This window comes from Sphingobium sp. Leaf26, assembly GCF_001421665.1.
Lineage (GTDB): Bacteria > Pseudomonadota > Alphaproteobacteria > Sphingomonadales > Sphingomonadaceae > Sphingobium.
On record NZ_LMKV01000009.1, the window covers coordinates 35,793 to 61,339 of the forward strand.

Annotated in this window: 26 protein-coding genes; 15 read left to right on the plus strand and 11 right to left on the minus strand. The window is 65.0% G+C overall.

The features are described from left to right. Window positions 1-21: 21 nt before the first annotated feature. From lepB to pyrE, 5 genes are all read right to left on the minus strand, one after another. On the minus strand, window positions 22-882 hold the full coding sequence (lepB, locus tag ASE85_RS08480) for a signal peptidase I (RefSeq protein ID WP_082462733.1): 861 nt from the start codon (window positions 880-882) through the stop codon (window positions 22-24). 71 nt (window positions 883-953) lie between these two features. Continuing rightward, on the minus strand, window positions 954-1,355 hold the full coding sequence (gene acpS / locus ASE85_RS08485; protein ID WP_056686602.1) for a holo-ACP synthase: 402 nt from the start codon (window positions 1,353-1,355) through the stop codon (window positions 954-956). After that, window positions 1,352-1,615, minus strand: a complete 264-nt coding sequence (locus ASE85_RS08490) for a hypothetical protein (RefSeq protein ID WP_056686605.1) — start codon at window positions 1,613-1,615, stop codon at window positions 1,352-1,354. Before ASE85_RS08490 ends, acpS begins: the two co-directional genes overlap by 4 nt. Next, window positions 1,612-2,340, minus strand: a complete 729-nt coding sequence (locus tag ASE85_RS08495; RefSeq protein WP_056686608.1) for a pyridoxine 5'-phosphate synthase — start codon at window positions 2,338-2,340, stop codon at window positions 1,612-1,614. Before ASE85_RS08495 ends, ASE85_RS08490 begins: the two co-directional genes overlap by 4 nt. Window positions 2,341-2,345: 5 nt before the next feature. Beyond that, window positions 2,346-2,927, minus strand: a complete 582-nt coding sequence (pyrE, locus tag ASE85_RS08500) for an orotate phosphoribosyltransferase (protein ID WP_056686611.1) — start codon at window positions 2,925-2,927, stop codon at window positions 2,346-2,348. A 289-nt stretch (window positions 2,928-3,216) separates the two neighbouring features. Here pyrE and coxB point away from each other — a divergent pair, with 289 nt between their 5' ends. The 10 genes from coxB to ASE85_RS08545 all read left to right on the plus strand — a co-directional run bounded on the left by coxB (window position 3,217) and on the right by ASE85_RS08545 (window position 13,644). Next, on the plus strand, window positions 3,217-4,251 hold the full coding sequence (gene coxB, locus ASE85_RS08505; RefSeq protein ID WP_056686614.1) for a cytochrome c oxidase subunit II: 1,035 nt from the start codon (window positions 3,217-3,219) through the stop codon (window positions 4,249-4,251). Window positions 4,252-4,268: 17 nt separating this feature from the next. Next, window positions 4,269-5,957, plus strand: a complete 1,689-nt coding sequence (gene ctaD, locus ASE85_RS08510) for a cytochrome c oxidase subunit I (protein ID WP_056686617.1) — start codon at window positions 4,269-4,271, stop codon at window positions 5,955-5,957. A gap of 135 nt (window positions 5,958-6,092) precedes the next feature. Further along, complete coding sequence (locus tag ASE85_RS08515; RefSeq protein ID WP_056686620.1) at window positions 6,093-7,025, plus strand: heme o synthase; 933 nt, start codon at window positions 6,093-6,095, stop codon at window positions 7,023-7,025. Next, the gene (locus ASE85_RS24205) at window positions 7,022-7,150 is read left to right on the plus strand and encodes a hypothetical protein (RefSeq protein WP_254913851.1); all 129 of its coding nucleotides are present in this window, start codon (window positions 7,022-7,024) and stop codon (window positions 7,148-7,150) included. Before ASE85_RS08515 ends, ASE85_RS24205 begins: the two co-directional genes overlap by 4 nt. Continuing rightward, the gene (locus ASE85_RS08520; RefSeq protein ID WP_056686623.1) at window positions 7,150-7,725 is read left to right on the plus strand and encodes a cytochrome c oxidase assembly protein; all 576 of its coding nucleotides are present in this window, start codon (window positions 7,150-7,152) and stop codon (window positions 7,723-7,725) included. Before ASE85_RS24205 ends, ASE85_RS08520 begins: the two co-directional genes overlap by 1 nt. 40 nt (window positions 7,726-7,765) lie before the next feature. Further along, a complete protein-coding gene (locus ASE85_RS08525; protein WP_056686626.1) occupies window positions 7,766-8,596 on the plus strand; it encodes a cytochrome c oxidase subunit 3 in 831 nt (276 codons plus the stop codon). Between the two features lie 182 nt (window positions 8,597-8,778). Continuing rightward, window positions 8,779-9,432, plus strand: a complete 654-nt coding sequence (locus ASE85_RS08530; RefSeq protein ID WP_056686629.1) for an SURF1 family cytochrome oxidase biogenesis protein — start codon at window positions 8,779-8,781, stop codon at window positions 9,430-9,432. Window positions 9,433-9,476: 44 nt separating this feature from the next. Then, entirely contained in the window at window positions 9,477-10,877 is a 1,401-nt protein-coding gene (gene thrC / locus ASE85_RS08535; protein ID WP_056686632.1) for a threonine synthase, read from the plus strand. Window positions 10,878-10,889: 12 nt separating this feature from the next. Continuing rightward, on the plus strand, window positions 10,890-11,759 hold the full coding sequence (locus ASE85_RS08540; RefSeq protein WP_056686635.1) for a class I SAM-dependent methyltransferase: 870 nt from the start codon (window positions 10,890-10,892) through the stop codon (window positions 11,757-11,759). Window positions 11,760-11,817: 58 nt separating this feature from the next. After that, window positions 11,818-13,644, plus strand: a complete 1,827-nt coding sequence (locus ASE85_RS08545) for a diguanylate cyclase (RefSeq protein WP_056686638.1) — start codon at window positions 11,818-11,820, stop codon at window positions 13,642-13,644. Between the two features lie 77 nt (window positions 13,645-13,721). On the opposite strand, the gene ASE85_RS08550 is transcribed toward ASE85_RS08545, so the two are convergent. From ASE85_RS08550 to rnd, 3 genes are all read right to left on the minus strand, one after another. Beyond that, window positions 13,722-14,105, minus strand: a complete 384-nt coding sequence (locus tag ASE85_RS08550; protein ID WP_056686641.1) for a nuclear transport factor 2 family protein — start codon at window positions 14,103-14,105, stop codon at window positions 13,722-13,724. Window positions 14,106-14,226: 121 nt separating this feature from the next. Further along, on the minus strand, window positions 14,227-14,526 hold the full coding sequence (locus ASE85_RS08555) for an I78 family peptidase inhibitor (RefSeq protein ID WP_056686644.1): 300 nt from the start codon (window positions 14,524-14,526) through the stop codon (window positions 14,227-14,229). Between the two features lie 11 nt (window positions 14,527-14,537). Further along, a complete protein-coding gene (rnd, locus tag ASE85_RS08560; protein ID WP_056686647.1) occupies window positions 14,538-15,704 on the minus strand; it encodes a ribonuclease D in 1,167 nt (388 codons plus the stop codon). A 124-nt stretch (window positions 15,705-15,828) separates the two neighbouring features. Between rnd and aspS the strand changes: the two genes are divergently transcribed. The 4 genes from aspS to ASE85_RS08580 all read left to right on the plus strand — a co-directional run bounded on the left by aspS (window position 15,829) and on the right by ASE85_RS08580 (window position 20,359). Next, window positions 15,829-17,613, plus strand: coding sequence for an aspartate--tRNA ligase (gene aspS / locus ASE85_RS08565; RefSeq protein ID WP_056686650.1), 1,785 nt, complete (start codon window positions 15,829-15,831; stop codon window positions 17,611-17,613). A gap of 187 nt (window positions 17,614-17,800) precedes the next feature. Beyond that, complete coding sequence (locus tag ASE85_RS08570) at window positions 17,801-18,586, plus strand: polyphosphate kinase 2 family protein (RefSeq protein WP_056686653.1); 786 nt, start codon at window positions 17,801-17,803, stop codon at window positions 18,584-18,586. A 77-nt stretch (window positions 18,587-18,663) separates the two neighbouring features. Continuing rightward, on the plus strand, window positions 18,664-19,977 hold the full coding sequence (locus ASE85_RS08575; RefSeq protein WP_056686656.1) for a methyl-accepting chemotaxis protein: 1,314 nt from the start codon (window positions 18,664-18,666) through the stop codon (window positions 19,975-19,977). Window positions 19,978-20,173: 196 nt separating this feature from the next. After that, window positions 20,174-20,359, plus strand: coding sequence for a hypothetical protein (locus ASE85_RS08580; protein ID WP_056686660.1), 186 nt, complete (start codon window positions 20,174-20,176; stop codon window positions 20,357-20,359). 407 nt (window positions 20,360-20,766) lie between these two features. On the opposite strand, the gene bla is transcribed toward ASE85_RS08580, so the two are convergent. Next, on the minus strand, window positions 20,767-21,651 hold the full coding sequence (bla, locus tag ASE85_RS08585) for a subclass B3 metallo-beta-lactamase (protein WP_056686663.1): 885 nt from the start codon (window positions 21,649-21,651) through the stop codon (window positions 20,767-20,769). 106 nt (window positions 21,652-21,757) lie between these two features. Here bla and ASE85_RS08590 point away from each other — a divergent pair, with 106 nt between their 5' ends. Further along, entirely contained in the window at window positions 21,758-22,642 is an 885-nt protein-coding gene (locus ASE85_RS08590) for a LysR family transcriptional regulator (protein ID WP_056686666.1), read from the plus strand. Window positions 22,643-22,727: 85 nt separating this feature from the next. Here the strand turns inward: ASE85_RS08590 and greB are convergent, their stop codons facing one another. Next, window positions 22,728-23,213: a transcription elongation factor GreB gene (gene greB / locus ASE85_RS08595; RefSeq protein WP_056686670.1), complete on the minus strand. Its 486-nt coding sequence runs from the start codon at window positions 23,211-23,213 to the stop codon at window positions 22,728-22,730. 189 nt (window positions 23,214-23,402) lie between these two features. After that, window positions 23,403-25,502 (minus strand): lytic transglycosylase domain-containing protein, encoded by a 2,100-nt coding sequence (locus ASE85_RS08600; protein WP_056686673.1) that lies wholly within the window; start codon window positions 25,500-25,502, stop codon window positions 23,403-23,405. Between the last annotated feature and the right edge of the window lie 45 nt (window positions 25,503-25,547).

Sequence of the window (25,547 nt, forward strand, 5' to 3'; positions counted from 1 at the left end):
AACCCGGTGCCCCTTCTGCATTTATTCCGGCACTGTAACGCTCTTTGGCCGCAGGCTGTTCCCGGCCCGGCCGCTGCGGAACGCATGCAGCCAGGTCATCGGGTTCCAGGTCGAATCGCCGTCCAGGCTGAAGGTGATGAACTCCGCCCGGCCGCCGATCGCCTCGAACGGCACCGGCCCGCCCAGCCCATTTTCCTCCAGCGGCGCACGGCTGTCGGCGCTGTTGTCGCGATTGTCGCCCATCAGGAAGACATGATCCGCCGGCACCCGCACCGGCCCGTACCAGTCGAGCGCGCTCGGCCCCATGTCGATCGTGGTGTAGGTCTTGCCATTGGGCAGGATTTCCTGCCGCACCGGCAGTTCGCAATAGGCCTTGCCGTCCTTGTCCGTCACCAGTGCGCCGGGGAATTGCAGCGGCGGGCAGGGGGCGTTGCCGTCGACGGCCAGCCGCATGGGTTTCAGCATCTTCTGCTTCACCGCCACGCCGTTCAGGATCACCTGGCCGCCGCGCACCTCGATGATGTCGCCGGGCAGGCCGATCACCCGCTTGATATAATCCTCGCGCCGGTTCTGGGGGCTGACGATGACGATGTCTCCACGGCCGGGCAGGCGGCCCAGCACCCGGCCTTTCAGGAAGGGCAGGGGGTGGAAACTGGGCGACACATAGGACCAGCCATAGGGGAATTTGCTCACCACCAGCCGGTCGCCGGTCAGCAGCACCGGCATCATCGATTCGCTGGGAATGTAGAAGGGCTTGGCGACGAAACTGTGGAACGCCAGCACCGCCAGGATCAGCAGGACGATGCTTTTCAGTTCGTACAACCAGTTGACCGCCGGGGCCTTGCCCTCCTGCTGCGCGTCGGGGGCGGGCCGGTCGTCAATCTGGTCTTTTGGCAGGTCGATGGCCGTCACGGGCTGGCTTTCGCTTGGGGGATTATCGCTCACAATATCGCTCACAGGGGCAGCGCTTCGATGATGACGAAGGCCTGCGCCCAGGGATGATCATCGGTGAGCGTCAGATGTATAACCGCCTTATGCCCCGCCGGCACCATCGATTCCAGCCGCGTGAGCGCTCCGCCGGTCAGCGCCAATGTCGGCGCGCCCGACGGCGCGTTGACCACGCCGATATCCTTCATGAACACGCCTGCCTTGAAGCCCGTGCCGACGGCCTTGGAAAAGGCTTCCTTGGCCGCGAAGCGTTTCGCCAGCGTGCCGGCTCTGGTGAAGGGCCGGCGCTGCGCCTTGGCCTGCTCCACCTCGGTAAAGACGCGCTGCACGAACCGGTCGCCAAAGCGATCGAGCGAATTCTGTATCCGCTCGATATTGCAGAGATCGGAGCCGAGGCCGATGATCACGCGAAAATCCAAACGGCGCAGACGTCAACAATGCCGAGGGTTACTAAGACGACGTTGGCCTGTCCGATCAATGCACTGCGTTTTCGTTCGTGGGCAAATGCTAATCCTGCGGTTTGCCAGATGGCTGGCAACAAAAAGGTGACTGACATGGCCATGATGAAACCGACCAATACGCCGACAGCCAGAAAAGCCAGGACAACCCAATGAACCGAAAACAATATCCAGAATAGCATCGGTTGGGCGGTCGGGGCGATGTTCACCGCGCCAGATCCATTTGCCGCCGCATCTCCCTGATGCTGGCTTCCAGCCCGCCGAAGATCGCCTCGCCGATCAGGAAATGGCCGATATTGAGTTCGGCGACCTGCGGGATGGCGGCGATCGGCGCGACATTGTCGAAGGTCAGGCCATGGCCGGCATGCGGCTCGATCCCGTTCTTGGCCGCCAGCGCGGTGGCGTCGGCAATGCGGCGCAGTTCGGCCGCGCGCGCTTCACCGGACAAATGCGCGTAGGCCCCGGTATGAAATTCCACCACCGGTGCGCCCAGCCGGATCGCCGCGTCGATTTGGCGCGCGTCGGCCTCGATGAACAGGCTGACGCGAATCCCCGCGTCGTTCAATTGGCCGACGATCGGCTTCAACGTCTCAAACTGCCCGGCGGCGTCCAGCCCGCCCTCGGTCGTGCGTTCCTCGCGCTTTTCCGGGACGATGCAGGCGGCATGCGGCTTGTAGCGCAGCGCGATGTCCAGCATCTCCTGCGTCGCCGCCATCTCCAGGTTCAGCGGCACGGTCAGCGCCGCCATCAGCGTGGCGATATCCGCGTCGCGGATATGCCGCCGGTCCTCGCGCAGATGCGCGGTAATGCCGTCCGCCCCGGCCTTCACCGCCAGCAGCGCGGCCTTCACCGGATCGGGATGTTCGCCCCCACGCGCGTTGCGGATGGTCGCCACATGGTCGATATTGACGCCAAGGCGCAGGGGCATGGTCATCTGTGTTACTGCTTCCGGCTGCCGGGCTTGATCGCGGGGACCGCCGCCAGTTCGGGCGGGATCGCATCGGCTTCATACACCGGGAAGTTGATGGACACGAGCGGGTAGAAGGGCACGCCCAGATCGACTTCACCGGCCGACCGGTCGACCAGCGCGACTTCGGCGACGACGATGCCGCCTTCGGCTTCCACCGCCGCGATCGCCTGGCGCGACGACAGGCCGGTGGTGACGACGTCCTCGACCATCAGCACTTTCTGCCCCGGCGTGATCGCAAAGCCGCGGCGCAGCTCGAACACGCCGTCGGGCCGCTCCAGAAACACGGCGTCCTTGTCCAGCGCGCGGCCGACTTCATGGCCGATGATCAGGCCGCCCATCGCCGGCGACACGACCAGATCAATCTCCTGCCGCACTTCGCGCGGCAATTGCTGCACCATGGCGCGGGCCAGCTTGCCGGCGCGATCGGCGTTCATCAGCACGCGGGCGCATTGCAGGTAATTGGCGCTGCGACGACCCGACGACAGGATGAAATGTCCTTCGAGCAGCGCCCCCGCCGCCCGGAATTCCGCCAATACTTCCTCGTCTGTCATGCCGTCCTAAATCCATGTCGTGCGCCCGGTGCCCTGCGGTCCGGTCGGTCTTCCACCCGCATGGCGCGCAGGTTGGCGCGCCATGATCGCGCCCCTGTGCGCGGAGCCTGCCGAATAGGCGGCCAAGGGAAGCGTTGCAACAGCGAAGAAAATCTGCTCCGACATGCTTGAGGCAGGGGAAAACCATGCCTATAAGCCGCGGCAGAACCGAAACGGGCGAGGACTATCAGCGCATGACATGCGCGTCTTCGTTGCAGCGGCGCCAAGGGGTTACGGGGTAGAAGACGCTATGAACAAGGTGAAATCGCTCGTTCTAGCCGGGTTGTTGGCCTTAGCGCCTTCACTCGCAATGGGCGGACATGCACTTGCGCAGGACAATGCCGTCGCTGCCGCACCAGCTACGGAAAATGCCGCCGCACCGGCCGAATCGGCCGCCAATGCCACCGCGCCCGCCGCGGAGGCTGCGCCCGTTGCCACCGTCGCCGCGCCGCCGCGGATGAAGCCTACCGAAGGCATCGGCATGCCCAAGCCGGGCGAATACACCCTGCAGGAACAGTTCACCTCGACCGGCCACACCGCGCGCTGGTTGCATGACGTGATGCTGATCCCGCTGATCTTCGCGATCTCGATCTTCGTCCTGATCCTGATGCTCTATGCGATGTGGAAATTCCGCCGCAGCGCCAACCCGATCCCGTCGAAGACCGCGCACAACACGATGATCGAAGTGATCTGGACCGTGTTGCCGGTCGTGATCCTGCTGGTCGTCGCGGTGCCCTCCATCGGCCTGCTCGCGGATCAGTATAAGCCCGCGCCCAAGGATGCCGTCGTCGTCAAGGTGACCGGCTATCAATGGTATTGGGGCTATGAATATCCCGACAACGGCATTCCGGAGTTCGTCTCCAACATGCTGCCGGAAGACAAGGCGAAGGCCAATGGCGAGCCTTATCTGCTCGCGCCCGACAATCGTCTGGTGCTGCCCGCCGGTCGCCCGATCAAGCTCATCATCACCGGCGCCGACGTGATCCACGCCTTCGCCGTGCCCTCGCTCTGGGTGAAGATGGATGCCGTGCCGGGTCGCCTGAACGAGAAGAGCTTCACCATCGACGAGCCGGGCGTCTATTACGGCCAGTGCTCGGAGCTGTGCGGCGCGCGCCACGGCTTCATGCCGATCGCGATCGAGGCACTGCCCCCGGCTCAGTTCGACCAGTGGGTGCTCTCGCAGGGCGGCAAGCCCGCCGGAACGGCCCCGGCCGCGACCGCAACGGCGCCTCAGGCAGCGGAAAAGACGGCTGACGCCGCGCCCGCCGCCGACGCGAAAATCTGATCAGGGGTAGGAACGCCATGACCACCATCACCGCAGATCATCATCACGATCACGCCCATGATCACGATCATCACGATGCCGATCACAAACCAGCCTTCTTCCAGCGCTGGTTCATGTCCACCAATCATAAGGACATCGGCACCCTCTACCTGATCTTCGCGATCATCGCCGGCATCATCGGCGGCGGCATTTCGGGCCTGATGCGCGCCGAACTGGCCCATCCGGGCATCCAGTATCTGCATACATGGGCGATGATGATGGACGGGCCGGAGGCGACTCTGGACCAGGCCTATCATCTGTGGAACGTGCTCATCACCGCCCACGGCCTCATCATGGTCTTCTTCATGGTGATGCCCGCAATGATCGGCGGCTTCGGCAACTGGTTCGTGCCGATCATGATCGGCGCGCCGGACATGGCCTTCCCGCGGATGAACAATGTCAGCTTCTGGCTGCTCATTCCCGCCTTCGCCCTGCTGCTCGGCTCGACCTTCGTTCCCGGTGGCACCGGCAACGGCGCTGGCACCGGCTGGACCGTCTATGCCCCGCTGTCGACCAGCGGTTCGGCCGGCCCCGCCGTCGACATGGCGATCCTCTCGCTGCACATCGCGGGCGCCTCGTCGATCCTGGGTGCGATCAACTTCATCACCACCATCCTCAACATGCGCGCGCCGGGCATGACCCTGCACAAGATGCCACTGTTCGTCTGGTCGGTGCTGGTCACCGCCTTCCTGCTGCTCCTCGCACTGCCGGTCCTGGCCGCCGCGATCACCATGCTGCTGACCGATCGTAACTTCGGCACGACCTTCTACGACGCGGCCGGTGGCGGCGATCCCGAACTCTACCAGCATCTTTTCTGGTTCTTCGGCCACCCCGAAGTCTACATCATGATCCTGCCCGGCTTCGGCATCGTCAGCCAGATCATCTCGACCTTCAGCCGCAAGCCCGTCTTCGGTTATCTTGGCATGGCCTATGCCATGGTCGCGATCGGTGTCGTCGGCTTCGTCGTCTGGGCGCACCACATGTTCACCACCGGCATGTCGGTGAATGTGAAGATGTATTTCACCGCCGCCACCATGGTCATCGCCGTACCCACGGGCATCAAGATCTTCTCGTGGATCGCGACCATCTGGGGCGGCTCGATCAGCTTCAAGACGCCGATGGTCTGGGCGCTGGGCTTCATCTTCCTCTTCACCGTGGGCGGCGTCACCGGCGTCGTGCTGGCCAATGGCGGCGTCGATGACGTGCTGCACGACACCTATTATGTCGTCGCGCACTTCCACTATGTCCTGTCGCTGGGCGCGGTGTTCGGTCTGTTCGCGGGCTTCTACTACTGGTTCCCGAAAATGTCGGGCAAGATGTACAATGAGTTCCTCGGCCAGTTGCACTTCTGGGTGTTCTTCATCGGCGTGAACCTGCTGTTCTTCCCCATGCACTTCCTGGGCCTGTCGGGCATGCCGCGTCGCTATCCCGATTATCCCGCCGCGTTTGAAAAGTGGAACGAACTGGCCAGCCACGGCTATGAAATCATGGCGGCCGGCATGGGCATCTTCTTCATCAACCTGATCTGGTCGCTGGCGGCCGGCAAGAAGGCGGAAGCCAACCCCTGGGGCGAAGGCGCCACCACGCTGGAATGGACCCTGTCCAGCCCGCCGCCCTTCCACCAGTTCGAAACCCTGCCGGTGATCGACGACACGGCGCATCATTAAGCGCTGCCATCATGGGCGTCCCGGTTCGCCGGGGCGCTCCAGGGGGTACGGGGCGGACAATCTGCCCACCGGAGGCCCCGTTGCCCGGATCGGCCCGGCCGTGTAAAGGCGCCGGGCTGAACCCACGAGGAAATTATGGCCAGTTCGTCGTTCGCCACCGGGGCCCAAACCCCTACCGACAGCCCCATGCTGCCCGCCCATTGGCGCGATTTCGTCGCGCTGACCAAGCCGCGAGTCATGACTCTGGTCGTGTTCACGGGCCTGTGCGGACTGCTGGCCGCGCCGGGGCATCTGCACCCCATCCTCGCCTTCACCACGATTCTCTGCATCGCCATCGGGGCCGGCGCCGCCGCCGCGCTCAATCAATGGTATGAGGCGGACATCGACGCCAAGATGAAGCGCACCGCCAATCGCCCGCTGCCCGCCGGCCGGATGGACCGGCAATCGGCGTTGCATTTCGGGGTCGGCCTCTCCTTTTTCTCGGTCATCCTGCTGGGTATGGCGACCAACTGGCTCGCTGCTGCGGTGCTGGCCGTGTCGATCCTCTTCTATGTCATCGTCTACACCATCTGGCTCAAGCCTCGTACGGCGCAGAATATCGTCATCGGCGGCGCGGCTGGGGCCTTCCCGCCCGTGATCGGCTGGGCGGCGGTGACGGGCGACATCAGCGCCCTGCCGGTCGCTCTGTTCATGCTGATCTTCTTCTGGACGCCGCCCCATTTCTGGGCGCTCGCCCTGTTCGTGAAGACCGATTATGCCGCCGCCGGCATCCCGATGCTGCCGGTCGTGTCCGGCGAAGTCGTGACCCGTCGCCAGATCTGGGGCTATACCGCGATCATGGCGATCGCCGCGATGGCGCCGGTGCTGCTGCAACTGACCGGCATCGTCTATGGCACCGCCGCATTGCTGGGCACCGCGCTGTTCGCCGTGTTCGCCTTCCAGGTCTATCGCCGGCGTGAGAGCGACCCGGCCCGCATGGCCCCGGAAAAGCGGCTGTTCAAATATTCGATCCTCTATCTCTTCCTGCTGTTCGGGGCAGTGGTCGTCGACCGCTGGCTGCTCGCATGACGCCGGAGGAAAACGACAAGATCCGCGCCCGGCAGAAATCGCGCGCGCTGGTGATGGGCCTGCTTCTGGGCGCGCTCGTCCTGCTGTTCTACGGCATCACCATCGCCAAGATGGGCGGCAATTGATGGCCACCCTGCCGCCTTCCCCGTTCGACCGCGATCGCCGCAACCGGCGCACGCTGGCGGCGATGGCGGCGGTGGGTCTGTCCATGCTGGGGCTGGGCTTCGCGTCCGTGCCTCTCTATCGCATCTTCTGCGAACAGACCGGCTTTGGCGGCACCACCAGACGGGCCGCCGCCGATGTGCAGGTGCAGGCCGCCACCGGCCACACCATGTCGATCCGCTTCGATTCCAACGTCCAGCCGGGCATGCCATGGCAATTCTACCCGGAACATCGCACGGATACCGTGACGATCGGGCGCAAGGACATGGCGATCTTCATCGCCAAGAACATGTCGGACAAGCCGGTGACCGGCACCGCCAGCTTCAACGTCACCCCGACGCAGGCGGGCGCCTATTTCACCAAGATCCAGTGTTTCTGCTTCACCCAGCAGACGCTCAAGCCCGGTGAGGAAGTCCGCATGCCGGTGCTTTATTATATCGATCCGAAGATTTTGCAGGATTCGGACAACAAGGATACGCAGCAAATTACCTTGAGCTACACCTTCTACCCTGTTGAGCAGGATGGGAAGCCAAGCTAAAGCTGGAAACGATAACGGAAAAGCGAACAGGGAAGAGACGATGGCAGGCGCCAAGAACCACGATTATCACATCCTTCCGCCCAGCATCTGGCCGCTCTTCGGCTCAATGTCGGCGCTGGTCATGGCATTTGGCGCGATCATGTGGATGCACCCCGACGCCATGCCGGCAGGCGGCGGCTGGGTCTTCCTGCTCGGCGTCGCTGGCGTCCTCTTCACCTTCTACAGCTGGTGGGCCAATGTGATCACCGAAGCCCATGCCGGCGACCATACGCCGGTGGTGCAACTGCACCTGCGCTACGGCATGATCCTGTTCATCGCGTCGGAAGTCATGTTCTTCGTCGGCTGGTTCTGGGCCTTTTTCGACTTCTCCCTCTTCCCCAGCGCGCTCGCCCCGATCGAGGGGATGTTCCCGTCCAAGGGGATCGAGGTCATGAATGCGTTCGAGCTGCCCTTGCTCAACACGCTGATCCTGCTCTGTTCGGGCACCACCGTCACCTGGGCGCATCATGCGCTGATCCATGGCGACCGCGAAGGCCTGAAAAAGGGTCTGTGGTGCACCATCCTGCTCGGCCTGCTCTTCTCGTCGATCCAGGCCTATGAATATGCGCATGCGCCGTTCCCGTTCGGTGGATCGCCTTACAGTTCGGGCTTCTACATGGCGACCGGCTTCCATGGCTTCCACGTCATCGTCGGCACCATCTTCCTGATCGTGAACCTGGTGCGCGTGTACAAGGGCCACTTCACCCCCCGCCAGCATTTCGGCTTCGAAGCCGCCGCCTGGTACTGGCATTTCGTCGATGTGGTGTGGCTGTTCCTGTTCGTCGCCATCTATGTCTGGGGCGGCTGGGGCGCGCCGGTCCACGGCGGCTGAGGCAACGCACTACGCTGACAAGATCAATCGGCCGGGGCATCTGCTCCGGCCGTTTTCTTTTGGCCTGCATGGGGATATCACCGCGACGGATTTCTCTTCATGCGTCATTGCGAGCATAGCGAAGCAATCCATTGTCGCTACGCTCGCAATGACGATATTCCATCACGTCTTGAGGACCGGCCATGACCGATCAGCCCCCGCTCGCCCCAGCGCCCACCCGCATCCCCCTGATCCCGACCCTGCTCGTCGCGCTGGCGGTGCTGACGATGATCGGCCTTGGCGTTTGGCAACTCCAGCGTCGCGGCGAAAAAGCAGCGGCGCTGGCGCTGGCCGCCGCCAATCCGGGCCGCCCGGCGGTGTCTTTCCCGAACCTGCCGCCGGTCGAAGCCGACATCCTCTTCCGTCCGTCCTCGCTCCATTGCCTGCGCGTGGTGGGCTGGCGAGTGGAGGCGGGCCGCGCTGCTGACGGGTCGACCGGCTATCGCCATATCGCGGAATGTTCGACCGGGGCGGAAGGGCCGGGCGCGCTGGTCGCGATCGGCGTGGGGCAAAAGCCCGACGACAAGCCGAACTGGACCGGGGGACAGGTCAGCGGCTGGATATCCCAGGAGCCCGACCATCGCGCCCTTGTCGAGCGCATAGGCGGCAAGGCGCCACCGCTCCGCCCGATGCTGATCGCCCGCGAAGCGCCCGCCGGCCTCAAGCCCGCCGCGCCGCCCAGCGCGGCCGACGTCCCCAACAACCATCTCGCCTATGCGGTGCAATGGTTCCTCTTTGCCGGCGTGGCGGTCATCATCTACATCCTTGCCCTGCGCCGCCGCAACAAAAGCGCCTAATCGCTTGCTCCCGCGCGCGCGGGCCGCTACCGCGCTTTCCCATTATGCAATATCAGAGCACCAGGGGGAGCGCGCCCGCGCTCGGTTTCGAGGATGTGACGCTGGCCGGTCTGGCGTCCGATGGCGGCCTGTATCTGCCGACCCGCTGGCCGGCCTTTACCGCCGACCAGATCGGCGCGCTTGCCGGCCTCTCCTATGTCGAAACCGCCGTCCGGGTGATGAGTCCCTTCGTCGCCGGTTCGCTGACCGAAGACGAACTGCGCGACCTGTGCACCGCCGCCTATGGCCGCTTCAGCCATCAGGCCGTGACCCCGCTGGTCCAGCTCGACCATCAGCACTGGCTGCTCGAACTGTTCCACGGCCCGACGCTGGCGTTCAAGGATGTCGCGCTCCAGTTGCTCGGCCAGCTATTCGAACGGTTTCTCTCGCGCCGCGACGATCACCTGACCATCGTCGGCGCGACGTCGGGCGATACCGGCTCCGCCGCGATCGATGCCGTTGCGGGCCGTGAGAAGATCGACATCTTCATGCTCCATCCCGAAGGCCGGGTGTCGGACGTGCAGCGCCGCCAGATGACGACCGTGCTGGCCCCCAACGTCTACAACATCGCGATCGATGGCAGCTTCGACGATGCGCAGGCGCTGGTGAAGGCGATGTTCAACGACGCCGGTTTCAAGAGCCGCTTCAACCTGTCCGCCGTCAACTCCATCAACTGGGCGCGGCTGATGGCGCAGGTCGTCTATTATTTCTACGCCGCCGTCCGCCTGGGTGCGCCGGGTCGGCAAGTCGCCTTCTCGGTCCCGACCGGCAATTTCGGTGACGTGTTCGCCGGCTATGTCGCTGCGCAGATGGGCCTGCCGGTCGCCAGACTGATCGTCGCCACCAACGTCAACGACATCCTGCATCGCGCCCTGTCCGAAGGCGATTACAGCCAGGGGCAGGTGGTCGCCACCGCCACGCCCAGCATGGACATTCAGGTCAGCTCCAATTTCGAGCGCCTCCTGTTCGACGCCGGCGGGCGCGACGGCCTTGCCCTCGCCGACCAGATGCGCGGTTTTGAAGCCAGCAAGGCGATGCGCCTTACCAACGCCCAGCGCGACGGCGCGGCCCATCTCTTCTCCTCCACCCGTGTCGATGCCGACGGCATGACCATGGCGATGCGCTGGGCCTATGACGGCGCTGGCCAGATCGTCGATCCGCACAGCGCCATCGGCCTTGCCGCCGCGCGTGAAGCAGGCCTCGACTCGTCCATCCCGGTCGTGACGCTGGCGACCGCGCACCCGGCCAAGTTCCGCGATGCCGTGGAACGGGCGACCGGCACCCGCCCGCCGCTGCCCGCCCGCGTGGGTGATCTGTTCGCGCGTGAGGAAAGCTATGCCAAGCTGCCCGGCACGTTCGAGGCCGTCACCGCCTATATCGCACAGCGCGCGACCCCGCGCGGCTGATCGGAGCGGGGTTTGGAACTCAAGACTCTCATCGGCGAACCCTGGTCCGACTACGGCCTGCTCGACAGTGGCGACGGGCGCAAGCTGGAACGCTATGGTCGCTTCCGCTTCATTCGCCCGGAGCCGCAGGCGATGTGGAAGCCCGCGACGACCGACTGGAAAGCCGACGGCGAATTCATCCCCGGATCGGACGAGGATGGCGGCGGTCGCTGGTATTATGAAAAGCCGGTCCCGGCCGAAGGCTGGCCGCTGCACTGGCGCGAAGTCACCTTCCAGTCGAGTTGCACGCCCTTCCGTCATCTCGGCTTCTTCCCCGACATGGCGCCGATCTGGGACGATCTGCGCGCCACCTATGCCGACAAGCCGGACGCGGAGGTGATGAACCTGTTCGGCTATACCGGCGTCGGCACGTTGGCCCTGTCGGCCGGTGGCGCGCGCATGGTGCATGTCGATGCGTCGAAGAAATCGGTTGCGCAGGCCCGCGCCAATGCCGACCTGTCGGGCATGGCCGACAGGCCGGTCCGCTGGATCGTGGAGGACGCGGCCAAGTTCGTCGCCCGCGAAGTCCGCCGCAATCGCCGCTATGACGGCATATTGCTCGACCCGCCCAAATATGGTCGCGGCCCCGATGGCGAAGTCTGGCGGCTGGAGGAAGACCTGCCCGGCCTGATCGCCAACTGCCGGGCCTTGCTGGATGCCGACAGTCGCTTCCTGTTCCTGACCGTCTATGCGGTGCGCATGTCCGCGCTGGCGATCGGCGAATTGCTGCGTCAGGCCTTTGCCGACCTGCCCGGCACCGTGGAAGCGGGCGAACTGGCGGTGCGGGAAGAAGCGCGCGGCATCGCCTTGCCGACCGCCATCTGGGCGCGCTGGAAACGCTGACCGTTAAAATTTGTTAACGACTTCCCGATAGACTGGCGGCCTGGAAACAAGGTCGCGCATGTTCAATTCTCTCTCCACCCGGATCGCCGCCTTTGGCGCGCTGGTCTTCGTTGCCGTTCTGTCGTTGATCTGGATGCTGGTCGATGCCTCGATCCAGACTCGCGACAGTTTCCGCTGGGTGAGCCATTCGGCCGAGGTGATCGAAACGATGGACGACGCCCTGTCCGCCCTGCGCGAAGCGGAATCGGGCCAGCGCGGTTTCGTCCTGACCCGCAATGCCAGCTTCGCCGATCCGGCCGATGCGCGCGTCGCGGTCGCGCGCGACGCCATGGTCCGGCTGGACCGGCTGACCGCCGACAATCCGACCCAGAATATGCGCGCGCGTGAATTGCGCAGCCTGATGGACCGGCGCATGGCCATGCTGAGCGGCACGTTGGCCGATGCGCGCATGGGGGATTATGACAAGGCGCGCACCGCCATCGCCAGCGGTGCCGGGCGCGATCTGATGACCATGCTCACTTTGCGCATCGACAGCTTCCTCGCCGAAGAACGTGCCCTGCGCCTCACCCGCATCGACGCGGCCGATCGCCGGCTGGGCTGGGTGCGGCAACTCGCGCTGGTCGGCGGGCCGATCGTCGCGCTGGCCATCCTGTCCGTGTCGCTGCTGCTGATCTGGGGCATCCGTCGTCCCGCTGGCGTCATCAGCCGCGCGATGACCGCATTGGGGGAGGGCGACCGGAGCACGCGGGTCACCACCGCCATGGGATCGCGCGAATTCGCCCGGCTGGCGTCCGGCTATAATGCAATGGCCGACCAGTTGCAGGCGGCGGTCGCCGATCAGGGGCGTAGCGAGCAGGAGTTGAAGGCCGCCCATGGCGAACTGCTGCGCAACAGCAATATCCTGCGCGAACGCGGCGAGGTGATCGAACTGCTGGGCGGCATGGCCCATCGCATGCAGGCGGCCCGCACCGACGAGGAACTGGCGCAGGTCATCCGCGTCTTCATGCCGCGTGTGCTGCCGGGCATCCCCGGCGCGCTCTACGCCCATAATAACAGCCGCAACCTGCTGGTGCCGATCACCGGCTGGAGCGGTTTCACCCCCGCTGAGGATGGCTTCGCGCCCGACCAGTGCTGGGCGCTGCGGCGTGGCCAGAGCCATTGCGTCACCCAGCCCGGCGGCGACATCGTCTGCGGCCATGTCGATCGGCAAGCCATCTATCATTGCGAGCCGCTGCTGGCCGGCGGCGAAGTGATCGGCACCCTCTATCTGGAGGGCGTGATCGGCGAGGAAAGCGGATTCCGCCTGACCGTGATGGCGGAAAATATCAGCTCCGCGCTGGTCAACCATCGGCTCCAGCGGGGCCTGCGCGAACAGACGATCCGCGATCCGCTGACTGGCCTGTTCAACCGCCGCTACATGGAAGAAGCGCTGACGATCGAGATCGCCCGCGCCCGCCGCTCCGCCGTGCCGCTGAGCGCCGTCATGTGCGACGTCGATCATTTCAAGCGCTTCAACGACGAATTCGGCCATGAAGCCGGCGACGTCGTGCTCCAGGCGGTCGCCCATGAAATGCGCAGCCGTTTCCGCGACGGCGACATCGTCTGTCGCTATGGCGGGGAGGAATTTGCCGTCATCGCGCCGGGCACCACCGCGCAGGCGCTGGCAGGCCGGGTGGAGGATGTGCGCAAGGGCATCGCCGAAATCGTGCTGCGCCATGGCGGCCGGGCGCTGGGATCGACCAGCATGTCTTTCGGCATCGCGACCTGGGACGAAAACATGGCGGGTGACGGCGCCGCGCTGCTGCAACTGGCCGATGCGGCGTTGTATCGGGCCAAGCGCGAAGGCCGCAACCGCACGGTCATCGACATGCCGCAGGCCGCCTGATCGCCACCCCTGTGAAGTGTTCCCCGGCCCACGCCGGGGAATGGAGAGCCGCAGGATCGGATCAAAGCCGGTCGATATCAGCCCAGCGTCAGGTAAATTTCCGCCTCGATCAGCCAGTCGTCCCCGACATGCCGCCATTTCGCGCTGTATTGGCCCGACGCGATCGTCGTGCCGGCGACCATGCCGGTCCAATGGCCATGCTCCATCGCGATCGGCTCGACCGGGGAGGCGACGATCCGGTCCGGCGTGCGGGTATAGATCATCCGCTCCTTCGCCGCGAATTCGCGCTTCCACGCCTGCAACTGCGCCTTGCGCCCGGCGATGATGGCGCTGTCCGTGCCAGTCATCATCACGACATTCATGGTCAGCAAGGGGCCGATGGCGTTCAGGTCGCCATCCGCCAGCGCCCGGTTGAACGCGGCGCGCGCCATGCGAATGGCCAGATCGGCGGTAGCGGTCATATCCAGCTATTATCCTGAAAAACCGTTCGCCCTGAGCCTGCCGAACGGCTCGGCCGAACGGGGTGAGGCCTTCGCTCGCGCTCAGGCGCCGGCTTTGCCTGGCCCGAACGGAGGTTGAAGTTCACCCACAGCGCGCCGATGTAATCACCATCGCTTCGTCATAGCCGACGGTCAGCCGGTCGGGCCGGAAATCCATCGTCATGGCCATGCCGGGACCGCCCCAGCGCAGCGACTTCGCGCCCGAAGCCTTGAGCAGCGCCGCGCCCACCTCCGCACTGGCCTTCTGCCCCGTAAAGCGCTCCAGCCCGTCATGCCTGCACGGTCCTTCAGCGGTGGCCGGCGGAGTGGCCGGTCCTTCGTCCCCCGCACCGGCACAAGCGGACAGACTTGATGCCATCAGCCCCAGGATCGCCATCCGCATCACCGCTCTCCTCATTCCGTGCGCGTCATCTTCAGCCGGCCATTCTTGACCGCAAAGGCCATGCGGCCCTCGACCAGATCAACCGCGTCCCGGCCGAATTGTTCATAACGCCAGCCTTCCAGGATGGAGAGGCCTTCGCGCACGCCCGCCGCCAGCGCATCAATATCGTCGGTCCGCGCGATCAGCCGCGCGGCGACATTGATGTCGCGCGACCGGATCTTGAGCAGCAGCTTGAGCAGGTCGGCGACCAGCGCGCCATCCTTGCCCAGCCCCGGCCGGCGCGGTTCGCGATCGGGCATCTCGTCGCGCGCCAATGGCTGATGCTTGGCCAGCGCATTCATCAGCCGCGCGCCGATATCGTTGCTTTTCCAGGTAGTGGACAGGCCCCGGACCTTGCCCAGATCCTCCTGATGGCGCGGCGGATGGCTGGCGATATCGGCCAGCGTCTCGTCCTTCACGATGCGACCGCGCGGCAGGTTCTTGTCCTGCGCCTCGATTTCGCGCCACGCCGCCAGCGCCTTCAGCCGACCCAGCACATCGGGCTTCTTGCTGGCGATGCGCACGCGCTGCCAGGCCTGCTGCGGGTCGTTTTCATAATGGGACGGATCGCTGATCCGCTCCATTTCCTGGTCCAGCCAGTCGCCACGCCCGGTCTTGCGCAATTCGTCCAGCATCTTGGGGAAAATCTGGATCAGGTAGGTGACGTCGCCGATCGCATAGTCGATCTGGCGCTTGTCCAGCGGCCGCCGCGCCCAGTCGGTAAAGCGCGCGCCCTTGTCCAGCACCACGCCCATCCAGGCATCGACCAGATTGCCGTAGCCGATCTGTTCGCCCAGCCCCAGCGCCATGGCGGCGATCTGCGTGTCGAACATCGGGTGCGGCGTCTTGCCGGTCAGGTTGTGGACGATCTCGATATCCTGCCCGCCGGCATGGAAGACCTTGAGGATATCCTCATTGTTCACCATCAGGTCGAGCAGCGGCTTCATGTCCAGCCCGGGCGCCTTGGGGTCGATCGCGGCCGCCTCGTTCGGATCGGCGACCTGCACCAGGCACAGTTCGGGCCAATAGCTATTTTCCCGCATGAACTCGGTATCGACGGCGATGTAGGGGGATTTCGCGATGCGGGCGCAGAAGTCGGCAAGAGTCTTGCTATCGGTAATCAGCGGATGAATTTGCATATGGTCTTCGATCTTATTATGGGCTGGCCCGCGTCCGTGGGCTGGTCAATATGACATGGCTGGCCATAGCGAGACTGCAACAGTTTGTCATTTCCGTAAAACGAATCCGAAAGATGTAAACGCCATGCACGCCTATCGCACTCATACCTGCGGCGCCCTGACCACAGCGGACGTCGGCAATGCGGTCCGCGTGTCGGGCTGGGTGCATCGCAAGCGCGACCATGGCGGCGTCCTCTTCGTCGATCTGCGCGACCATTATGGCATCACCCAGATCGTGGCGAAGGCCGACAGCGATCCGCTCCGCGCGCTGGAATCGCTCCGCCTCGAATCCGTCGTGACGATCGAGGGCAAGGTCGTCGCCCGCGCCGCCGAAGCCATCAACCCCAGGATGGCGACCGGCGAGATCGAGGTCGTGGCCGATGTCGTGACGATCCTCTCCGCCGCCGCCGAACTGCCGCTGCCGGTCGCGGGCGAGCAGGATTATCCCGAAGATATCCGCCTGCGTTACCGCTTCCTCGACCTGCGCCGCGAAACGCTGCACGCGAACATCGTCAAGCGTACAAAGGTCATTTCCGACATGCGCCGCCGCATGGAAGGTGCTGGCTTCACCGAATATTCGACGCCGATCCTGACGGCTTCCAGCCCGGAAGGCGCGCGCGACTTCCTGGTGCCCAGCCGCATCCACCCCGGCAAATTCTACGCCCTGCCGCAGGCGCCCCAGCAATATAAGCAGTTGCTGATGGTCGCCGGTTTCGATCGCTATTTCCAGATCGCGCCCTGCTTCCGTGACGAAGACCCGCGCGCCGACCGTCTGCCCGGCGAATTCTACCAGCTCGACCTGGAAATGAGCTTCGTCACGCAGGAAGACGTCTGGAACACGATGGAGCCGGTCATCGCTTCGGTGTTCGAAGAGTTCGCCGAGGGCAAGCCGGTAACCCCGGCGGGCAGCTTCCCGCGCATCCCCCACGCCGAAGCGCTGCTGAAATATGGCAGCGACAAGCCCGATCTGCGCAACCCCGTCATCATCCAGGACGTCACCGACCATTTCGTGGGTTCGGGCTTCGGCATTTTCGCCTCGCTGGTCGATGGCGGCGCGCGCATCCGCGCCATCCCGGCGCCGGGCGCTGGCGCCGGCAGCCGCAAATTCTTCGACGACATGAACGTCTGGGCGCGCGGCGAAGGCTATTCGGGCCTGGGCTACATCAACATCAAGGATGGCGTTCCCGGCGGCCCCATCGCCAAGAATCATGGCGAGGAAGCGACCGCCAAGCTGATCGCGGCGCTGGGCCTTGGCCCCAACGACGGCGTCTTCTTCGCCGCGGGCAAGGAAACGCAAGCCGCAAAGCTCGCCGGCCTCGCCCGCATCCGCGTCGGCGAACAGCTCGACCTGATCGACAAGGACCGGTTCGACCTCTGCTGGATCGTGGACTTCCCCTTCTACGAATATGATGAGGACTCGAAGTCGATCGACTTCGCCCACAATCCCTTCTCCATGCCGCAGGGCGGCCTCGATGCGCTGAACACGCAAGACCCCCTCACCATCAATGCCTATCAATATGATATGGTCTGCAACGGCTTCGAAATCGCGTCCGGCTCGATCCGTAACCAGTCGCCCGACCTGATGGTCAAGGCGTTCGAACTGGTCGGCCTGAGCAAGGCGGATGTGGAGGAACGCTTCGGCGGCCTCTACCGCGCCTTCCAATATGGCGCGCCGCCGCATGGCGGCATGGCCGCTGGCGTCGATCGCATCGTGATGCTGCTGTGCGGCGCGCAGAATCTGCGCGAAATCACGCTGTTCCCGATGAACCAGCGCGCCGAAGACCTTTTGATGGGCGCGCCCAGCGCCGCCGAATTCAAGCAATTGCGCGAACTCCATGTCCGCGTGGTGGAGCCGCAGGCGAAGGCATAACGCGCCTAGCGCCGGAAGACATTGTTCGCGCAGAGGCGCGGAGCCGCAGAGACAAAAACCCTCCGCGTCTCCGCGCCTCCGCGTGTTTCCTCTTTTTTCCGTCTTCCGGCCGCTACCGCGCGGCCAAATTTGACTTTTCCCGCTCCAAGGCGTTGCCTGCCATAGCAACAGCATCGGAGACGCGCCCATGACCATCGACCTTGCCGATTACGAACAGGGCGCGAAATATAAAGGCGATTATGAGGCCGACCTCGTCGCTCTCCAGCAGCGACTCGCCAAGATTCAGGTCGCCCATATCCTGCACGGGCGGCGCAGCGTCATCCTGCTGGAAGGCTGGGACGCGGCGGGCAAGGGCGGCATCATCAAGCGGCTGAGCGCCGACTGGGATCCGCGTTATTATCAGGTCCATCCGATATCAGCGCCGACCCAGATCGAGCAGGATCATCATTTCCTCTGGCGTTTCTGGACCCGCCTGCCCGCCAGCCACAATATCGGCATCTTCGACCGAAGCTGGTACGGCCGCGTGCTGGTCGAGCGGGTGGAGGGCTATTGCAGCAAATCCGACTGGAAGCGCGGCTATGACGAGATCAACGCCTTTGAAAAACAGTTGGCGCAGTCCGGCACGAATTTCGTGAAGCTGTTCGTCCACATCACGCAAAAGGTGCAGGACGAACAACTGGCCCAGCGGATCGACACGCCATGGAAGCGTTGGAAGACCGGCGCCGACGATTATCGCAACCGGGCCAGGCGCGCCGACTATCTCGACGCGATGCACGCGATGTTCAAGAAGACCGACACCAAACACGCCCCCTGGCAGGTGATCGACAATAACAATCGCAAGGCGGGGCGGATCGCGGCGTTGACCTATGTCGCTGATCGGCTGGAGAAACTGGTGCCGCTGGACTTTCCGGATGCCGATCCGGCGATCGTCAAACTGGCGCAAGATGCCTTCGGATATAAGGCAGAAATATAGTAAAAACAGTATCTTGTAACAAAACCGTCATCAAAATCTAACGCCGTATTTACCAATAGGGGGCTAGGCCGGCCGCCATGAACGCCGTTCCCCTCACCGTGTCCGACGCTTCTGCCTCGCCGGACTTTGCGCTGGCCCAGCGCAGCCCGATCATCCGGCTGGGCCGTCCGCTCAGCGAGGCGGTCGACTGGTTCCAGAGCGATTCGGGTCTGCGCCTGTTGCCGGTGCTGGATATGGCGGATCGTCCAGTGGGCGCGATCTACGAGCGCGATATGCGCCGCATCCTGTTCAACCCCTTCGGCCATGCGCTGCTGCGCAACCCCAGTTTCGGCGGTCGCCTCGACGATCATGTCCGCCCCTGCGCCACGGTCGATCGCATGGAAAGCGTAGAGGCGCTGGTCGACCTCTTCGCGGCGCAGGGCGCGGGCTGCGAAGGACTGATCGTCACCGATGGCGGCCGGTATGCAGGCATATTGGGCGGCCCGCTGCTGCTGCGCCTCGCGGCAGAGCGCGACGCCCGCGTGGCGCTGGAACGAGCGGTGCGGGTCGAGCAGATCACGCAGGAAAGCGCGGCCTTCCGCCACGATATCGCGACGATGATCGTCGACATGGCCGCGATGGCCGAACGGCTGTCGGCGCTGGCGGGGCAGGCGGCGGTGCGCGCGGCCGGTGATGGTGCCGATTCGGCCGCCATGGCGGTTGCGGCGGCACAGACCGCCGAACGGCTGGGCCAGTTGGCCGCTGGCGGAACCGAACTGGGCCAGTTGTTCCGTGCGATGGAGGCCGAAGCGGAAGCCGCCGGGCAAGCCATTGCCGAAGCCGCCGCACGCAGCCGCTCCGGCATGGCGCGTAGCGCCGCGCTGCGGATCGAGGCCGACGGCATCGGCGACGTGATCGCCCTGATCGACAGCATCGCCAGGGCCACCGCCATGCTGGCGCTCAATGCCGGGATAGAGGCCGCTCGCGCCGGGGAGGCGGGGCAGGGCTTTGCCGTCGTCGCGCGGGAAGTGAAATCGCTCGCGCAGCAGACCCGCGAGGCTGCGGCCGGCATATCCGGGCGCATCGACCATATCCGCGCCGCCATCGGGGAGGTGGCAGCCGGCCACGCCCATATGGACGCCACCATGACCCGCGCCGACCGGTTGTCGGCAGCGGTGTTCGAAGCGGTGGCGCGCCAGAGCGCCTTCAGCCGCACCATGGCCGACAGCGTGGCGGAGGCCGGCGCCGCCAGCGCCCATATCCGCACCGGCGCGCGCCAGATCAGCGACAATGCGCAGGCCACGGCGCTGGCGGCGCGGGGCATGCGCGACGTCGCGGACCGGATGGCGGGGGAGGCGCACCGGCTGGAACAGCGCGCCGGCGGCTTCATCGCGGCGGTCCGCGCGGCCTGAACATCCTGCGCGCGCAACACCGGCTAGAGCGCGCTGCGTTGAATCCGGCGCAGGTCGCGCGCTCTAGTTTTTTGTTTTCGCATCGTTTTAATCGAAAAACCGGTCCCCACTTTTCCGCACGATGCTCTAATATCGCGCTGGCATCGCCGCACAAAAGCGTTAGGCTGTTCATCCAAAGCATAAGGAGAGGCAAGCCATGCTCGTGATGTTCGTCGGCACCGATCGCACCCAGACCGCGATCAACCCTACGCAGGTCACCTTCGTCACCCAGGTCACCGACGGCACCCGCATCCGCTTTGGCGAGGGGCGCAGCGTGACCGTCACCGAACCGATCGACGCCGTCATAGAAACCCTCAACCAGGCGCTCCGCCCGCACGATTAGAGCATCGAGCGTTCAATTGGGATCACCCGATTTCCGTTCGTCCTGAGCCTGTCGAAGGACGTCGCGCGCGTCGTTGACCTTCGGTCGCCTGCGGCTCGACAGGCTGAGGACGATCGGGTCATACTAGGGCCGATCGACATTCAGGAGATGGCGAGCCGAGCCGCAGGCCACCGGAGGTAAAATGGTGTTTTTACGTGACCCGGAGCGCAGCCTACTCAAAGTAGGTGAGCACCGGAAGCACGGAAAAGCGCCATTTGCAGGCCGTCAGAACTGAATGTCGAACGGCCCTGAAGCGCGCTGCTCTGGAAGGGCTGCCATACACCTGCGAAAGCATGGAGGGTGCCCGGTCTATCCGTTTCGCTTTCGGGGCCAGGCACGTCCGCCTTCGCCCGGATGCGGCCGCCCTCCTATTCCGCCAGCTTCTTCGTCAGCGCCGCGTCCGCCCGCTCCGCATAACGGCGGCATATGCCGGGATCGACAAAGGGATTGGGCGTGCGCATCCTGGCCAGTTGCGCCACCCGTTCCGCATCGCCATCCTGTGGGTGCGATGCGATCAATATGTCGCACGGCATCGCCTTCACCCGCGCGAAGCTGGTCCGAAATGCCGCCACGAAGCGCTTATGTGCGGGATCGGCAAAGCGCCAGCCATCGGCGGCGATCGGATTGAGGCTGGCGGCAAAGACGATCGTTCTGCAATCCTTCCCCTCGCAACTTTTCCAGCGCCAGCTCATGCTGCCCAGCGTATGGCCCGGCGTCGCCTGCGCGGTGACGATCGTATCGCCCAGCCGGATCGCCTCGCCATCGCGCGCCACGCGCAGTTTCGTCACGCCGGGGAAGCGCTCCAGCCAGGCCGCCTGCGGATCGTCGGGATCGCCGCCGCCCTGGCGCAGCACGGCGGCGGCCGGGCCACTCGCGATCACCGTCGCGCCGCTGTCCCGCGCCAGCGCGGCGATGCCGCCGGCATGGTCGAAATGTGGTTCCGTGCTCAGGATCAGCTTCACCTGCCTGATCGAAAAGCCCAGTGCGCCGATCTTCCGCTCGATATCGCCCACCGCCTGCGGCACCGCCCCGTCGATCAGGATCAGCCCCGCGCTGGTGCGGATCAGCGCGACGTTCAGCCCGCCAAAGCCGACCAGATAGGTGTCGCCATGCAATCGCACCGCCGGCTGCGGCGCCAGCCAGCGCTTGGCGGACTCCGGCGCGATCGGTCGTGTCAGCGGGTCGTCCGGCTTGCCGGCGCCCGTCATCATCATCCCAGCCACACTAATAGCCAGATACGCCATCTTCCGCATTGATCCGCCTCCTTGCCTTGAATGCAAACAGATTGCCCCGCGCCTATGCCCTGAACAAAGCATCATTTCTCGACGGAGCCATAAGATGAGCTTATGTCTCATCGCCATGGACCGCGCCCAACTGCCCCTCAATGCCCTGCGCGCGTTCGAGGCGTCGGCGCGCCACCTGAACTTCACCAAAGCCGCGATCGAACTGTGCGTCAGCCAGGGTGCGGTCAGCCAGCAGGTCGCGCAACTGGAAGCGCGCCTCGGTGCGCCGCTCTTCCGTCGCCTGCCGCGCGGCCTGATGCTCACGGACGAGGGGCGGGCCTTGCTCCCGGTCATGGGCGATGCGCTGGATCGGATCGGCGCGACGCTGGATCGGATCGAAGGCGGCCGTCCGCGCGAGATATTGAACATCGGCGTGGTCGGCACCTTCGCGGCGGGCTGGCTGCTGGATCGGCTGGACGATTTCGCCCGCGCCTGTCCCCATGTCGACCTGCGCATCATGACCAACAATAATCGCGTCGATCTGGCGGGGGAGGGGCTGGACCTTGCCATTCGCTTCGGCGACGGCGCCTGGCACGGCACCCATGCCGACCCGATCCTGCGCGCGCCGCTCGCCCCGCTCTGTACCCCGGACCTCGCCGCGCGCCTGCCCGATCCCACCGCGCTCGCCCGGCAAACCCTGCTTCGCTCCTATCGCGCCGATGAATGGCCACGCTGGTTCGCGCTGGCCGACGCCACTTGCCCGCCGCTGCGCGGTCCGGTGTTCGACAGTTCGATCCTGATGATACAGGCGGCGCTGCGCGGTATGGGCGTCGCTCTGGCCCCGCCCTTGCTGTTCGAAGCCGACCTGCGCGCCGGTCGACTGGTCCAGCCTTTCGCAGCCTCCGTCGATCTGGGCGGCTATTGGCTCACCCGCCTCATGTCGCGCCCCGACAGTCCCGCCATGGCCGATTTCCGCCACTGGTTGATCGCGGCATCATCCGTGATTCAAAATCATGAATAAGGCGATTGCTTCTGCCTGCGCATGAACCGCGCAAACCGAAACAACTGTCCAACTCGCTGTCTCAAATTACGCTGGGCGCGCGGCCTCAGGCCGGATAACCGATCGCCATCACCTCATATTCCTTCTCGCCCGCCGGCAATATTACACGGCGCAGATCGCCCACCGCCGCGCCCCGAAGCGCCCGTGCGATCGGCGATCCCCAACCGATCCGCCCGGCGTCCACATCCGTCTCGTCATTGCCCACGATCGTCACGGTGCGATGGTTGTCATCCTCGTCCGCGATGGTGACGGTCGCGCCGAAATAGACCCGGCCCTTGTCCGGCTGCTCCCGCGCATCCACGACCTTGGCGTCCTTCATCTTCTTCGACAGGCGCTTCAACTGAAAGTCGATCTCCCGCATCCGCTTGCGGCCGTACAGATAATCGCCATTCTCGCTGCGATCGCCATTGCCCGCCGCCCAGCTCACCACCTCGACGATCGCCGGCCGCTCGACGCCCAGCAGATGGTCATATTCGGCGCGCAGCTTCGCGAAGCCTTCGGGCGAGATATAGTTGGGATAGGGGACGGTCATGGCGCAGCCTTATCCGTTGCCGGGGCGGTTGCGCAATTTTGTTCGCGCAGCGGCGCAGGGACCGCAGAGAAATGGATTCGCGCGGAGACGCGGAGGCGCGGAGATTTTTGGCAGCGGCCTGCGGCCGAAAAACCGCCGCGCAGCGGCCTCACAACCCTGCGCGTCTCCACGCCTCCGCGCGAACCAAAATCAACCCGGCGTCTGCTTCCCCAGATAGCGGCTCAGCACGGCACTGGTGCCCCGGAACTTCGCCCGCTCCGGGTTCATCGCCTCATAGACCACGGCATTTTCCAGCACCCGCTGCACATAGTTGCGCGTCTCGAAGATCGGGATAGCCTCGATCCAGCGCAGCATGTCGGCGCCCGGCATGCGCGGGTCGCCATTGGCGCGGACCCATTTGTTCACATTGCCCGGCCCGGCATTATAAGCCGCCACGGCGAGCGGATAGCTGCCGCCGTAATAGTCCAGCATCCGCTGGAAATAGGATGATCCCAGCATGATGTTGTAGCTCGGCTCGTTCAGCGATCCGGGGTTGTACCCCATGCCCAGCTTCCCCGCCTGCTCGCGCGCGGTGCCGGGCATCAACTGCATCAGGCCGCGCGCGCCCGCATGGGACACGATCTGCTTGTCGAACTGGCTTTCCTGCCGGGCGATGGCATGGACCATGGTCCAGTTATATTGCGCCTCCGACGGCACGGGGACGCGGGGGAAGGCCGCCTCGCCATAGCCGGTCAGGCCGCTCGACACGGCGCGGCGGCCCACCATCACGCCCATATCCGGCCGCCCGATCTTCTGTGCCAGTTCGGCGGCCAGATAATGGTCGACGTCGCTGTCGGCATTATTGGCGATGGCGCGGGCAAACTTGCTCTGGTCCTCCCAATAGCCCATCTGCCCCAGCGCCTTGACCGCGCGTACCACGGTCCGATTGTCGAAAGCAGTGCGTTCGGCGGCGGATATCGGCACCGGCCGCTCGACTGTGGCAGGGGCGGGGATCGGCCGGCCCAGCCGCTCCAGCGCCAGTTGACCATAAAACTGGTCTGGATAGGCGCCGGCTTGGGCAAAATAGCTGTTGGCGCTCGCCGCGTCGCCGGTCTGCAATGCGGCGCGTCCGGCCCAATAATAGCCCTTCGACTTGGTCTGGGGCGACTTGGCCGCGTCGGCATAGCGGCGGAACATGATGACCGCGTCGGTCGGCCGGTTGAGATTGTAGAAGGCGGTGCTGCCCGCCAGCCAGGCGAGGCTGGTATAATCGTCGCGCACGCCGATCGGCTGGATGCTGACATCGGTGCCCGGCGCAATCGCATCGTCGATCTTGCTGGCGATGCCATAGGCAAAGCTCCACTGGCTGTCATTGGCGGCGGCCCGCGCCTGCCCCAGCAGCACTTCATAGAATTTCTCGGCATTGCTGGGGCGGTATGTGACGCTCCCCCGGTTCGCCAGATATTGCCGCGCCGCGACCCAGTTGCCCGTGTCGCGCAGCCAGGCCGCCTTGTCGGCGACATAGCCGGCATCGCTCGCGCCGATCCCCTCGGCCGCCTGCATCAGGCTGGCGGCGTCCGGCGACTGGCGGCGGAAGGCGATCCGCGCCTGGAACGCGGCCCGGCGCGCCGGGCTGACATAGGCGATCATCCGCGCCGCGCCATTGCTGTCATTGGCCCACAGCAGCGCATCGGCACGCTGGTCATGATCGGCCAGCGTCAGGCTGGATCCGAACAGCGACAACAGCCGCGCCTCGTCCGTCACGCTCAGCGATCCGCCGATCCAGGCATTGCGCGCGGCCACCCGCGCCTCGTCCATCCGGCCCAGTTGCATCAGCGCCACGGCGTTGCGGGCATGGCCGGTCGCGGTGCGCGCCGGGAAGCGCGCGAAGAAGCCGGCAACCTGATTGGGGTCGAAACTGTCGGGATTGATGCCCGTCTCCGCCAGCCGCCGCATCCGGTCCTCGCCCGGCCAGCCGGGATTGGCGACGATGAAGCTGGCATAGGTGGAAAAGCCCAGGCCATCGCTCTGCTGCAACGCCCGCCATGTATTGATCGTGCTGCCGATGCTGCCGTCCTGCGCCACGCCGATTCGGCTCTGCGCCTGCTGCCAGGGGCTAGGCCCGGAACCCTGAGTGCCTTGGGCGGGCAGGGGCTGCACCATGGGGCCGCTGCTCGCGGGATATTCGGGCGGGATGCGCTGAACCGTCTCGGTCTGCGCGCCGGCACCGGCGGTCATCAGCAAAAGGGCAATGATAGGCATGCGGATCAGGTAACTTTCGACAATTGGGGGCGCGCGCATGCTGGACATAATCGCAATTGCATCCTTATCAGGCCCTGAATGACGCGCTATAGC